At 38.5% G+C, this 13,359-nt stretch carries 11 protein-coding genes and 4 pseudogenes; 5 read left to right on the top strand and 10 right to left on the bottom strand.

From position 1 onward, the window contains the following. The first annotated feature begins 230 nt into the window (after window positions 1-230). The 3 genes from tnpA (at window position 231) to tnpC (ending at window position 2,541) form a co-directional block, all read left to right on the top strand. Entirely contained in the window at window positions 231-521 is a 291-nt protein-coding gene (tnpA, locus tag BN6556_RS10520; RefSeq protein ID WP_066190782.1) for an IS66 family insertion sequence element accessory protein TnpA, read from the top strand. Window positions 522-545: 24 nt separating this feature from the next. Then, a complete protein-coding gene (gene tnpB, locus BN6556_RS10515; RefSeq protein WP_058305993.1) occupies window positions 546-902 on the top strand; it encodes an IS66 family insertion sequence element accessory protein TnpB in 357 nt (118 codons plus the stop codon). 64 nt (window positions 903-966) lie between these two features. Further along, the gene (tnpC, locus tag BN6556_RS10510; RefSeq protein ID WP_066190779.1) at window positions 967-2,541 is read left to right on the top strand and encodes an IS66 family transposase; all 1,575 of its coding nucleotides are present in this window, start codon (window positions 967-969) and stop codon (window positions 2,539-2,541) included. 49 nt (window positions 2,542-2,590) lie between these two features. Here tnpC and BN6556_RS10505 read toward each other — a convergent pair whose 3' ends face one another. From BN6556_RS10505 to BN6556_RS22100, 9 genes and pseudogenes are all read right to left on the bottom strand, one after another. Continuing rightward, window positions 2,591-2,908, bottom strand: coding sequence for a helix-turn-helix domain-containing protein (locus BN6556_RS10505; RefSeq protein ID WP_066190776.1), 318 nt, complete (start codon window positions 2,906-2,908; stop codon window positions 2,591-2,593). A gap of 165 nt (window positions 2,909-3,073) precedes the next feature. Next, window positions 3,074-3,199, bottom strand: a pseudogene (locus BN6556_RS22825) (NAD-dependent epimerase); the annotation flags it as partial. A 121-nt stretch (window positions 3,200-3,320) separates the two neighbouring features. Continuing rightward, entirely contained in the window at window positions 3,321-4,652 is a 1,332-nt protein-coding gene (locus BN6556_RS10500) for a UDP-glucose dehydrogenase family protein (RefSeq protein ID WP_066191303.1), read from the bottom strand. A gap of 121 nt (window positions 4,653-4,773) precedes the next feature. Continuing rightward, window positions 4,774-5,277 (bottom strand): IS3 family transposase, encoded by a 504-nt coding sequence (locus BN6556_RS21590; RefSeq protein WP_078060031.1) that lies wholly within the window; start codon window positions 5,275-5,277, stop codon window positions 4,774-4,776. Between the two features lie 273 nt (window positions 5,278-5,550). Continuing rightward, window positions 5,551-5,649 (bottom strand): annotated as a pseudogene (locus BN6556_RS22820) (hypothetical protein); the annotation flags it as partial. 370 nt (window positions 5,650-6,019) lie between these two features. Further along, entirely contained in the window at window positions 6,020-7,030 is a 1,011-nt protein-coding gene (locus BN6556_RS10495) for a sugar-transfer associated ATP-grasp domain-containing protein (protein WP_066190774.1), read from the bottom strand. 211 nt (window positions 7,031-7,241) lie between these two features. Beyond that, window positions 7,242-7,511 (bottom strand): hypothetical protein, encoded by a 270-nt coding sequence (locus BN6556_RS10490; protein WP_066190772.1) that lies wholly within the window; start codon window positions 7,509-7,511, stop codon window positions 7,242-7,244. A gap of 206 nt (window positions 7,512-7,717) precedes the next feature. Beyond that, entirely contained in the window at window positions 7,718-7,975 is a 258-nt protein-coding gene (locus BN6556_RS10485) for a hypothetical protein (RefSeq protein ID WP_066190770.1), read from the bottom strand. 186 nt (window positions 7,976-8,161) lie between these two features. Next, window positions 8,162-8,338 (bottom strand): hypothetical protein, encoded by a 177-nt coding sequence (locus BN6556_RS22100; RefSeq protein ID WP_161485690.1) that lies wholly within the window; start codon window positions 8,336-8,338, stop codon window positions 8,162-8,164. A 243-nt stretch (window positions 8,339-8,581) separates the two neighbouring features. Between BN6556_RS22100 and BN6556_RS10480 the strand changes: the two are divergent. Both BN6556_RS10480 and BN6556_RS10475 read left to right on the top strand, forming a co-directional pair. Next, window positions 8,582-9,517 (top strand): annotated as a pseudogene (locus BN6556_RS10480) (IS1380 family transposase). A 1,258-nt stretch (window positions 9,518-10,775) separates the two neighbouring features. Continuing rightward, window positions 10,776-12,239: an APC family permease gene (locus BN6556_RS10475; protein WP_066190767.1), complete on the top strand. Its 1,464-nt coding sequence runs from the start codon at window positions 10,776-10,778 to the stop codon at window positions 12,237-12,239. A gap of 495 nt (window positions 12,240-12,734) precedes the next feature. Here BN6556_RS10475 and BN6556_RS10470 read toward each other — a convergent pair. After that, window positions 12,735-13,338: pseudogene (locus tag BN6556_RS10470) on the bottom strand (NAD-dependent epimerase/dehydratase family protein); the annotation flags it as partial. Window positions 13,339-13,359: the final 21 nt, after the last annotated feature.

The following is a 13,359-nucleotide window of genomic DNA, read 5'->3' as shown; positions in this document are numbered from 1 at the left end:
TGTTCGGTTATAGCAATCAATAGAAAATAATCAATTTATTGGTTCTCAGTTTCAACATTCACTTCCCTCCCCACATCAATAAAAATAATCAAACATAAAATAAACACAGATTAAATACACCACCGGAATGATTGTAGACACAATCGTAAGCGTCATATAATACACACCTTCTTTACTCATTCAATGCGTGAGATAATGTCATTACATTAAATCTTGTAGGAGGTTAAGCCATGACATTATCGGACAAAAGAATAGAATGGGAAGCTCGCATGAAGGAATGGAAAGAGAGTGGACGAAACGTAGCCCAATGGTGTAGAGAACATGATGTCAATGTTCATCAAATGTACTACTGGAAGCAAAGGCTTCAAAAGGAAAATGCGGACACCAAAGAGACAGCCAATTGGCTGCCCGTGCAGGTTACAGAAGGTTCACCTGTCATAAATAGTAGTCCTATTTTTATTCATGTACATGATTATGCAGTGGAAGTTCCTGTTGGTGCGGAATCCCGTTCAAGTAGCTGAAATCCTTCGTGTTATCTCCTAATCATGCTACATAACAGAAGTTATGACCGGGTATACTTAGCGCAAGGAAATACCGATCTGCGAAAATCAATAGATGGATTAGCTGTCATTGTTCAAGAGAGTTTTGAACTCGATCCCTTTTCCCCTTGTCTATTTGTGTTCTGTAACCGCAAACGCGATAAATTAAAAGTATTAGAATGGGAACATAATGGTTTTTGGTTGCATTACCGACGACTAGAACGTGGAAAATTCCACTGGCCTTCAGGTGATAAAACTGAGGCTGTGTCTATTAGTCATCGCCAACTTCGTTGGCTCTTGGATGGTTTGCCCATTCATCAACAACATGCACATCGAGAAGTAAAAGCACGTACTATTTTATAAAATAATTATAAAAATGATGAGGATCCGACTAGTCAATTCGGATTCTTTTTCGTATACTTATGGTATGAAAAATTCATCCACTAACCCAGAATCAATTGAATATTTTAAAGAGCGTGCCGAAAAGCTTGAAATGGAAAAGGAAGAGTTGGAGGCAAAAGTGAAATGGTATGAGGAACAGTTCCGATTAAGCCAACAACGCAGGTTTGGTGCTTCTAGTGAGAAAAGTAATCCAGATCAACTATCTCTTTTCAATGAAGCAGAAGATACATCCAATAAAACAGTGGATGAACCAACTGTCGAAACGATTACATATAAACGTAAAAAGCAAAAAGGTCAACGTGAAGCGAAACTGGAAAACCTGCCTACGGAAACGGTGGAATATCGTTTATCCGAAAAGGAACAGGTTTGTTCATGTTGCGGTGGAAATTTACATGAGATGAATCAACAAGTAAGAAAAGAATTAAAAGTAATTCCAGCGCAAGTAAAAGTAGTGGAGCACGTTAATCACATCTATAGTTGCCGCCATTGTGAAAAGCATGAGATAGAGATGCCGATCGTCTCAGCACCTATGCCACAATCGGTATTCCCAGGAAGTTTAGCCTCGCCATCGGCGATGGCCTATATAATGTCACAAAAGTATGTGGAAGGATTGCCACTCTACCGACAAGAGAAAAACCTTGAACGATTCGGCGTTTTTATTCCACGACAGACACTAAGTAATTGGATTTTACATGGGGCTCATACCTGGCTGGAACAGATTTATGATGAAATGCACAACCAACTATTGCAACACGATGTTGCACATGCGGATGAAACAACCTTACAGGTTTTATCTGAACCAGAGAGGCCAGCGAAATCCAATTCGTACATGTGGTTATACCGATCTGGTCATACCGATAATCCTATTATTTTATATGATTATCAACAAACCAGAGCCGCCAAACATCCACGACGTTTTCTGGATGGGTTTCAAGGATTACTACATGTTGATGGGTATCCAGGTTATAATGGATTACCCAATGTCACATTGGTTGGATGCTGGTCGCATGCTCGTCGAAATTTCCGGGAAGCATTGACAGCATTACCAGAAACAGCGACTACCACCAATACGAAAGCACAAGAAGGATTAGCCTTCTGTAATAAACTTTTTGATATAGAACGTGAATTAAAGGACACAAGTCCAGAAGAACGGTATGAAAAACGTTTAGAACGCAGTCAGCCAGTACTGGATGCTTTTTCAGCATGGCTTCGTGAACAAACACCACGTGTGTTGCCAAAAAGTGCATTAGGAAAAGCAATCAAATATTGTCGTAATCAATGGGAACGTTTAGAAGCTTTTCTGATAGACGGACGTTTGGAGATAGATAATAATCGTGCGGAGAGATCTATCAAACCATTCGTGATAGGCCGCAAGGCCTGGCTTTTCAGCAATACCATAAAAGGTGCAAAAGCTAGTGCCATTACTTACAGCGTTGTGGAGACAGCGAAGGAAAATGGATTAAATCCATTTCATTATTTGCGCTATCTTTTTGAAGTTCTTCCCAATATGGATACAACAAATAAAGATCAAGTAGCTATTCTCCTACCTTGGTCCAAGACTTTGCCGCAAGAGTGCTACGTTCCTAATGAAACTAAATAAAGCATACAATAAGTCCACATCTAATTTCTAGGTGTGGACTATCTTACGCTTACCCTTGTTCTTGAGATTTCCTCACATACTCTTCATGAAGTAATGTTAAGGTAACATGTGGTTTGGCCAACTCTTGATGCAGGTAATCAAAATCAATCATATATCTGCCGGAAGCTTCTAGTTTTTTCTCAGGATAGAGAAAATCTTCAATCCAAGCATCCGTCATTTCTTCATCTAACGGACACTTCAATCCTCTTTTTTCCGCTAGCCGTATGACTTCTGTTACTTTTTGACGTGAATGCCGCGTCATCGCTGCGATATTTCGTAAACTCCTTTCCTCATCATATAATTTCAGCATCTGTCGATAGGGGAACATAAAAAACCTCCTGTATTCCTAATGTCATGCTGCTTGGCATGCATATTAAGTATACAGGAGGCGTTGAACTGGTAAAGCCTTCCGCAAAAGGTGGTAAAACTCTCCGCATTTGGTGGTAAAAAAGATTGCAAGGCTGGTACATTCTGAATGCAATATTCACTCTAGCTGCAGCTTATCTGTAGAAGCATAGGTTGCCGGTACATCACCTAGCTTGATGAGTTCGAATTGTTTTTTGAATGTCATTTCTTTGACTAGTGATTTACTCATGCATTTCTCTAATGTTTCGATAAATGTGTTTCTCTATTTGATATTATCAATGTTGTATACCTCGTGTCTCATTACTGAATATTGACTTCTAGGATGTTGTAGAAACCGTTTATATTGCTTTAAAATTGTAAGTATATCTATACAACTACTTACTCACTGGAGCTGGCCGTCCAATAGAATAATATTCTACCTCATTATCAGCCATCTCTTGTACGTCATATATATTTCTACCATCATATACTAGTGAAGAGCGCATCAGATTTTTGTATTGATCTGGTGTGATGGCTTTTACTTCATCCCATTCTGTAAAAACAAAACATATACTTGCGTCTGCTAATGCTTCTTCTGGGCTGGTAACATAAGTAATACTGCCTTTACCATGTTCTCCTTCTGGATAGAATTTCTGAAAGTTATCTGCCCCCACCGGATCATAGGCATAAATGTCTGAGCCTTCTTTTAAAAGCAATGGGATATTCTCTAATGAAGGAGCCTCGCGCAGGTCGTCTGTATTTGGTTTAAAGGTTAAGCCAAGGACAGCCACTTTAATACCGGCAAAAGTAATAACCCGGTGCCTCGCCTTCTCATATAATTTAATTTTTTGCTCTTCATTCACATCAATGGTTGCATTCACTGTTCGCATATTGTAACCATGTTGCCTGGCGATATATTCTAAGGCGCTGGTATCCTTTGGAAAGCATGACCCACCATAACCAATACCGGCATTTAAAAATTTATTACCAATACGGTCGTCATAACTCATTCCTTTTGCCACGTCTTGAATATCGGCACCAACTAATTCACATAGGTTAGCAATATCATTCATATAAGAAATCTTTAACGCCAGAAAATCATTCGAGGCATACTTAATCATCTCAGCTGAACGACGATTGACAGATACAATCGGAAGGCCAAATGGTGTATAGATACTTGTCAATATCTCCTCCGCCCACTCAGACTCTGTACCAATCACAATACGATTTGCTTCCAATGTATTCCGGACTGCTGATCCTTGTGCCAAAAACTCCGGATTGGACGCAACCTCCACCCTTACATCATGGACGAGAAAGTCATTGATAAATTGCTGTACCTTATCGTTAGTTCCAATAGGCACTGTCGATTTCACCACAACAAGGCAGTCATGCTCAACGGATTCCGCCACTTGTCTGGCCACTATTGCAATATATTTTAAATCCGCAGAACCATCTTCTCTCTCTGGCGTACCTACACCAATGAAAATAGCGTCCGCTTCCTTATACGCAGTTTGATAATCAGTAGTAAAGTGCAATCTGTCTGCAGCGATATTCTTTTGCATTAATTCTTCTAATCCATCTTCAAAGATTGGAGAAATACCCTGACTCATTATTTGAACCTTTTGCTCGTCAATATCTACACAAGTTACGTTATGACCATTTTCCGCCATGCATACACCGGTTACGAGGCCGACGTAGCCAGTGCCTGCTATTGCTATTTGCACAATAAAAATCCCCTTTAAGAACATTAATTTTCATGCATTAAATTATATGGCTTGTAAGTTAGAAATATAATTGTAGTTTACAAATGTTTTGATAATTTGATTAAACTACAACCCTTACTCTGCATTATAATGTTCTTTTATTAAGGGAATAATAAATTGATGTAAATTTTGATTTTAAATTAATAATGAATAATATGGGGATAGCTGGTGTGCCAGAGCTTTTTGGAGAGCTTCTAACACAAAATCCAGTTCCAACGTCTAATCCAGCTCCCAACTCACCACATAACGAGAATACCAGTCTATCAAGGTAAGCAGATACATCCATCCACGTTCCAGTCGAATATAGATGATATCGGATTCCCCATACTTGTTTCGTGTGAGTGATATTCAGCCCTCTTAGAAGATAGGGATACGTGCGATGCGCTAGGTTCCGCTTACTGAGATTGGGACCAGGACAAATACCTGCAATCCCCATCTCCCTCATATGCCGCTGAACCGCTTTTCGATTAATCGGTACACCACTTTGATTCAGTACCACGGTGATTCGTCTCGACCCGTAGAAGGGGCATTTCATATACATCTCATCAATGTGATGTTTGATCCATATTTCTTCCGCAGACGGTTCCACCGGCTTATAAATAGTACATGCTGGGCCGATTAATCCCGAGTAAGTCTGCTTCCGTCTTGATGGACAGCTCTCTATCTTCCCAATCCACCATTTGTATGCGTTCTTCTCTACTCCTTAAAGCCAGATTTTTTTGAGCCATGACAATTGCGTGGTTAGACGGCCAACTTCTGCGTAGCGATTTTCAATCTGTTTTTCATAATCCTCCTTCATTTGGTTGGCTTGCTTCTTTTCTCTCGTGAAGACGGATAGCATCTGTTCTAAAAATGCTTTCCGTCATTGACGAATCTGATTGATATGGATACCATGTTCCGAAGCTATTTCATTCATGGACCTTTCTTCTTTCAAGAATTCTAGCACGATTTGAGATTTAAATTCTGGTGTGTATCATTTTCTTTTCATATACCTACTTTAACATCTCCAACATCTCTTTTTTTCGTGTCTAGTTTCTTGGGTCCATTATATTTTTAATTCCCACAAAGAAAAGAATTTCACTTTAGGAATTTGCTTGAAATAAAAAGAAGACAGGGACACTCCTTGGTGCATTAACGGACAGGGAGCTACCTCTTCCTATCTGTTTCTAAGATGTCATACAATAAAACGGAATTCAAGAAAATGAGGAACATTTGTTTCGATTGAATTTTCAGATCGACACTGAATTTTTTAATTTTTGACTAATGCACAATATCTTCCATGTTGGACATTACTAATATCCAACATGGCATTGCCAGGATCACCTCGATTTCTATTTTATCAAATAGTATAGCCCTTGTTGTTTTGGAAGTTGCCATAGGAATCTACTCCATCTGTCATTACCTTCAATTAATAATGGCCCTTTTTCCGTTATCGCAACATCCCACCCTACACATCTAATATCTGGTACCTCAAGTGCTGCTTTCTTGCAAATTCCAACAACTTCTTCCCAAAATGGTATAGGAAAATCCATTAAAGTATGATTTGTGATTGGGTGTTTTTCATATCTTATTCCACCATTTGTGTATGCAGTACTGTTTATTTTACCATTTGAAATATCAACTGATACATATATTCCACCATTATCTACATAATTTCCATTTCCCATCCTTAAGCTTGCTCCCAATAATTTAACATTATTATTTTCAACTAGTGTTATAAATCTAACCGTGTTTATGGAGTCTGGATACAGTTCATTCATAGCAGGATGTTGTACTATAGCTTCTTCTATAATATCAAGACCGTTATTTAAACAGTATTGAATAGTCTCGTTAACATCCTCTACAATTAACCTAGTTACGCTTCTCCCTTGTACTCCATTACTAGGTTTTGCGAATACAATTCTCATATTTTCTAACCATATTTTACCTTCTTCTGCATTCCTACCGTTTAAATCTAACTTGAATAATTTTCTACCTAGATATTCTGAAAAAACATTAGCAAATTGATTTTTATCTTTAAAAATATCTGCCTTATCCTTATTATTAACATTGTCAAAGAACTTGTGTAACTTTCTTCCTGTTACATATGATTTTCTTTCTTTATAATTTTTATTATAAAATTCAAACAAAAGATAATCTTGTAAAGTAGTGCCATGAATCATAATTGAAGAAAAAAAGTCTAAATATTGTATAACTTTTGGTCTTTTTGCTAACAAATGACTTTTTTTCATTTCTGGATGGTTTAACCAATCTTTTACAACCATAATTTTAGACTTCATTTTCTGTATTCCAGATCCATATACAATTTTATTATAATTTTTACCCGTACTTGTCTCCACCATCTATTCTCCCCTAACATTCCTAATTTAATATCGTTATACTCAATATATACTTTTTTAAAATGCATTTCAATATTACATTGGGGATAATATTATATCTTTTCTAAAACGTATTTGTACCATACTGACCAATTCCCGTTCTCGTCGGAATGTCTAAAATATTTTTGGGGCTTTAAAGTAATATAATGGTGTAAATTCATTTATTTCAGGGGTATTATCGACTAAGCCCCACTGCTCCTTCATACTCTAGAAGGCTGTGTAAGTGTTCATACATCTGCCTATAAATATTTCTGTCTTTATCATATTCCAGATGGTGAAGCAAGCCCGTGATAGATTGTTTGTTTTCTCTGTATGTTTTCTTGTTTAACCAGACTCCCAACGTGCAACTAATCTCATCATCGTTTCCTGAAAAGTTTACAATACTTAGATATGCAATCGGCACAACCAGACCACTTTCCAATGTTACATCGCACTGCATTGGCATTTTATTTCCACCTCCCGATTGCTAATAAATAAACAAGTGATGATTTGTTAGAAGAAATTGGGAAAAATATATTAAATCTACAAGATCGTGTGCTATGCTGCTCTGTTACATCTCCCCATCTATTTGCAGTAGAAACGGATACAGACACGACCAGATCACTGGTATTTATTCTCGTGGAAAATGCCATGTTTCTGATTGCGGACCCTTCATATGGCTCCTGACACCATATCCAGTGTCAGGTTATTTCGAATAATTGTATACCTACAAATCATTGTCCCGTCATCGTATTTTACCCAATATCCACCTGAGCCGCCACCGGAAGTATACATCCCTCTTGTACTTGAATAAAATACTTCGATATCTGTTATCTCTTCTAGATCGTCTCCGACATCAAACTGCTGGTAAACTAAAAATTCTGATGGAATAAATGCGTTTATAGCTTCAAAAAAGATATGGACAAACAACTCTCTGTCACTATACAGATACAGTCCTTCGGTCCCATCATCAAGTTCCTTTGCATAAAATTAAAAGTTTGAACTATACTTGTCAATACCTGTAACGCGTTTTTTATCGTCTTATCACCTTTTATGTTACTATTCACAGCCGCCTTACTTCAGCCCATGCCAAATAAACTGATGAGCGCCTCCTTTTCATCGGTTTATTTGGTTTACCAATATTTCTTTTAATGTATATGGATTCCCCTCCATCGTTTTTTTCAAAACGTCCACGATATTCCAATCATGTCGTTTACAGGTTTCCACATGCGTACGAATGGTTGCGTAGTTTTGCGCCGAGATAATCGTCTGAAATTGTCCCTCTATTTTCATTTTGGACTTTATCCCTCGTAAACTGCGCTCACTCGTATTGTTTGAAAAAGGAACGTCGAAGTAGAACACCCAATTAAAGTACGCTAGTCGGTACTTCATAAGCCGGTTGAGTAAAGCTCGTTCTTTCTTTGCGCCATAAAGGTTCTGTAAATCTTAATAAATTAAAATCCGGTACTAGTGCTATATTTGTACCAATGAACCAACCGTTGAAATCATCTGCTGAATTCAATTTATTGATAATTAATTAACTCACCTAATAAACTGCACGCCTATCGAAACGCCAAGTCGATCATTTTGGATCTGGATTCCACCCATGCGGATACCTATGGTGAGCAGGAAGATGCCACGTTTAACACGCACTATGGAACGATCGGTTTTCATCCTTTAGTGGCTTTTGACGGTATCACGGGCGATTTTTTGAAAGCCAAACTGCGCCCAGGCCATATCTATACGTCCAACGGCGTGGTGGATTTTATCCAGCCAGTCATCCAACATGATAATGAGCAGTTTCCAGAATCCATCCCCTTCTTGCGCGGGGACAGTGTTTTCGCCGTACCAGCACTCTATGAGTTATGCGAGAAGGAATCCGTTTATTATGTGATTCGGTTGAGATCCAATTCGAAATTACAGCGACTGGCCCGTGAGCTCCATCCCTCTACCCCTCCAAAAGATGTGACGAAAACGGAAACGTACTATGAAGAAACCGTGTATCAAGCGACTTCATGGTCCAAGCCAAGAAAAGTATCATCCAGTCCGTTCGTCCAGCTGGGGAATTGTTTTTTACGCATGCATTCTTTGTCACCAATCTAACGGATGTCTTCTCTCCACAAGCCGTTGTCCGTTCCTACCAAAAAAAGAGGAACGATGGAAAACTATATCAAGGAATCGAAAAATGGGTTCCATCTGGACCGCATGAGTAGCCATCATTTTGCCTGTAATGAAGTGCGCATGATGCTGAGTCTGTTAGCGTATAACCTGACCAATTGGCTGCGTACGCTTTGTTTTCCAAAAGAGCAGAAAAACATGCAAATTCAAACGATTCGAACAAGAATCATTAAAGTCGCCAGTAAGTTGGTAAGGTCTGGACGCTCGCTTTACTTTAAATTGGCTTCCAGTTTTGTATATGCCACTTTTTTCTGGGATGTGTTACAGCGCATTCAGCGATTACAAATAGAGTGACGTCGCCTGGAACGAAGTCTACCCATTTTTTCACATGCCATCGTAAGACCAAGGGAGTCGTATGTCCAAAAAACGAATAGGCATAGATAAATTTGGCAAAGCTCCATCATTACTCGCCTATTTTTTCCTTATTTTAAGAAATTTGTTCAGATATCAACTTCATTTATATGGTTGTCGATTGGTGTGAATAATTCAGGAATAAAAATATGCTAGTAGATCCAATAGTTAGTGAAGAACATGAATTTATAAAACATTGTCATACTTAGACTTCATTATCCAAGGTTTTGCGGATAAAGTTTTTTCAAAATAAATGTTGAATATAAAAACATGGCTAGATAATCCTGCCGTGAAAAATAAGATTGTTTTTGCAAAAGATAAAGTTGGACAAATGTTAAGAACAGAAAGAGAATTATCAAATATAGCTATTAAGAGCTTAAAAATAGTCTTATAAAAAGATAATAAAAAACAGCTGCAATCCATGTTTGTTCCAGGAAGGACTCAAGACTTGCTTTGGAGAGATTTTGATCTTGCAAATGATAATGAACTGAAAGATTGGTCCACCTTTGAAAATGAAACCGTCGATAATTTAGAGGCTGTTGCGTTTAACACTCTATAGAATTACGATTTGTTATGACGAACTAATAATTTGATATTTTTCACTCCATTTGATGAAATGATTAATGTGATTGCAATCATTGAGTATGGCATTTAATATGTAACAGTCTTGCAATCTTTTTTTACCACTAAATGCGGATAAATTCACCACCTGTTGCGAACGGCTTTACCATTTCTAATCATATACAGTATTCCAAAGTCTCACCTACATCCATGGTGATCCATTATACTGGAGAATAAGCATTTATCAACCATAATGTTAACTGTCCCCCCTCCCATCCGCCAATAAAAAAACTACCACGAGCACAAACAAGTTCAAGGGGGTGGAATCATTGCTATAGCATGAGTGGAACGATTGATTCAACTTCAGTATTTTATTTTTTTAAAGTGTGATAAAGGGCAAGGCCTTCGCAATTAGTGGTACCTCTCCCTGCAAAAGGTGGTAAAAATAATCCGTCGTACTTACAAGCAGCAATGAATCCATAGACTAAAATAAGAAGTAGCTTCCTCTCTCTCAAAGATTTCTAAAAATCTGCATCTTCCTCAAATACTAATTTTCACGTTTTTACCATATCATACTTTATTGACAAGATAATTATGGTAACATAGTAAATATACTTAAAAACAAAGAGGAGCTACTATCATGGAAAAGAGAGAAACGCTACAGAAAACACTAAAGCCACATTGGGTCTGGGCAATCGCATTAGGCTCCGCTATTGGGTGGGGTGCCTTTGTGCAACCCGTTAACTGGATGTCTACAGCTGGGCCATTAGGGGTCATTCTCGGTTTCTTCATTGGTGCCTTATTAATGATTCTTATTGCCGTCAGCTATGGATTCTTGATTAAAAGTTTTCCGGTTTCTGGTGGGGAATTTGCTTATGCTTACGTTAGTCTGGGTCGTACACATGCCTTCATTTCAGGTTGGTTCCTAACGTTAGGATACATATGTATTGTGGCATTGAATGCCTCTGCCTTTGCACTGATGATTAAATTTATTTTCCCTAGGATTATTGAGAAAATTCCCTTGTATCAAATTGCTGGCTGGGATATTTATTTAACCGAAATTATCGTTGCATCGATCCTATTGATTATTTTTGGATTTTTTAACATTCGAGGCTCGAGTCTGTCAGGTAGAATGCAGTTTATTTTCTGTATGGTAATGGTAGGCGCCATTCTAGTCTTAACCGCACTGGTGGGTGGACATGACGGTGCAGGCCTATCAAATATGACGCCATTGTTCCCAACAGATACCACGATGCTTGCCGCTATTCTTTCGATTGTAGCCATTGCACCTTGGGCTTATGTTGGATTTGATAATATTCCACAAACAGCAGAAGAATTTGACTTCCCATCTCGGAAAGCATTTAAGCTAATTGTTTTTGCTATCTTAGCTGCCGCTACTTTATACAGCCTGATGATTCTCGCTACGTCTATGGTTCAACCATGGGAAGGAGTCGTTGCTGCCAATCATATCTGGGGAACAGGGTTTGTCATTGAGGAACTACTAGGACCGCTTGGCTTGGCTATTCTTGCGATTGCGCTAACGATGGGCATTTTCACCGGATTAAATGGTTTTATTATTTCATCCAGCCGTCTATTATTTGCGATGTCGCGTGCCAAGATTATCCCGACCTTCTTTTCAAAGCTTCATCCTAAATACAATACACCATACTGGGGTGTCATCTTTGCCGTCATCATCGCTATGCTATCCCCTTGGTTTGGTCGAGAAGCGTTATTATGGGTCGTTGATATGTCATCGGTAGGTGTCACTATTGCTTATTTTTATACTTGTTATGCCGCCTTTTCTCTATTTAAAATGAAAAGAGACTCCGACTTTAATGAGAAAAAGCATCTGGAAGCACCCGGAAAGAAAATCGTCGCCATTCTTGGTATGATTGCAAGTGTTATCTTTCTGATCTTGTTATTATTCCCAGGTTCGCCAGCCTTCCTTGGTATTGAATCCCGGATAGCGCTTGGGGCTTGGATTGTATTAGGGATCATCTTTTATTTAATCAAACGTAAAGACTTTAAAGATATCCCGAAAAAGGAATTGAACTATTATATTTTAGGAAGTAAAGAAGTGGAGCTAAAACAAACAGAAGACTAGAGTGTTTTGCAACGGCGGGGGGCAGAAGCTATGAATTCCCGCTGTTGGATTACTCCACTTGTAAAATTACTCATAGAAGCAATTACTAGAGATATCATTTAGTAATTTGTGTATATGCTGCCAAAGCAGACACCATCTTCTCTTCTAGTATTCCATCAATACCTTGTCCACTGCAATAAAGCAAAAAAAACGATAAATAATTTAGCGAGATTGGTAAAAAACTAGTGGTCGTGGCTATCCGCTATAAATTCACCACCACGGACACAAACAAGGTCAAGGGTGGTGAAATTGTTGCAGTACCAAGGTTGATACTGCAGTGGGTCACTTATGGCAGAAGTGGGTCAAAAAGATGGCATACCTGGGTCTCCTCCATGGCAATACTCGATCCAAAATATAAAAATCATTCAACCGTCATTATAAACATAATATATGATCATATATTCATATAACAATCAAGAAAGCAGCCGAACCCAAACATTCAGCTGCTTTCTTTACTTACTTCTCCACCCCATAATACCTCACATACCAATCCGTAAATTGCTGCAACCCTTCCTCAATCGAAGTCTGCGGCTTAAAGTCAATAGCTGACTGTAGCTTATCTGTAGAAGCATAGGTTGCCGGTACATCACCTGGCTTAATGGGTTCAAATTGTTTTTCGAATGTCATTTCTTTGCCTAATGAGTTACTCATGCATTTCTCTAATGTTTCGATAAATGTCATTAGCTTCTCTGGTTGAGTATTGCCGATGTTGTATACCTCGTGTTTTACTTCTCCGGTTGGGGGGGGCGTGATTAAACGCTCGATCCCCTCAACGATATCGTCAATATAGGTGAAATCACGATAGAGATCATTATCGAAGTCGCCATTATTATAGATTTGGATTGGCTCATTATTCACAAATTTATTGGTGAAACCATAATAGGCCATGTCTGGTCTGCCCATCGGACCATAGACGGTGAAAAAGCGCAAGCCGGGTTGCTGGAATATCATATAGGTGGCTAAAGGTATGAGCCATTAATTCATTCGATTTCTTCGTGGACGCATATAAGGATATTGGATTGTCCACGAAGTCTGTTTCTTCAAATGATATCTTCTTGTTTATATTGCAGTTTTAATCATT

Origin of the sequence: Gracilibacillus timonensis, from assembly GCF_900086715.1 — a bacterium.
Lineage (GTDB): Bacteria > Bacillota > Bacilli > Bacillales > Amphibacillaceae > Gracilibacillus > Gracilibacillus timonensis.
The sequence above is the reverse complement of the archived record's forward strand: the minus strand, read 5'-3'. Positions and strand labels throughout refer to the sequence as shown.

Excerpts from the sequence above, each read along its gene's own strand:
- BN6556_RS10490 (WP_066190772.1), bottom strand. The coding sequence starts at position 7,511 with ATGCCAATGCAGTGCGATGTAACATTGGAAAGTGGTCTGGTTGTGCCG.
- tnpA (WP_066190782.1), top strand. The coding sequence starts at position 231 with ATGACATTATCGGACAAAAGAATAGAATGGGAAGCTCGCATGAAGGAA.
- tnpC (WP_066190779.1), top strand. The coding sequence starts at position 967 with ATGAAAAATTCATCCACTAACCCAGAATCAATTGAATATTTTAAAGAG.
- BN6556_RS10505 (WP_066190776.1), bottom strand. The coding sequence starts at position 2,908 with ATGTTCCCCTATCGACAGATGCTGAAATTATATGATGAGGAAAGGAGT.
- BN6556_RS22100 (WP_161485690.1), bottom strand. The coding sequence starts at position 8,338 with ATGAAAATAGAGGGACAATTTCAGACGATTATCTCGGCGCAAAACTAC.
- BN6556_RS10475 (WP_066190767.1), top strand. The coding sequence starts at position 10,776 with ATGGAAAAGAGAGAAACGCTACAGAAAACACTAAAGCCACATTGGGTC.
- BN6556_RS10495 (WP_066190774.1), bottom strand. The coding sequence starts at position 7,030 with ATGGTGGAGACAAGTACGGGTAAAAATTATAATAAAATTGTATATGGA.
- tnpB (WP_058305993.1), top strand. The coding sequence starts at position 546 with ATGCTACATAACAGAAGTTATGACCGGGTATACTTAGCGCAAGGAAAT.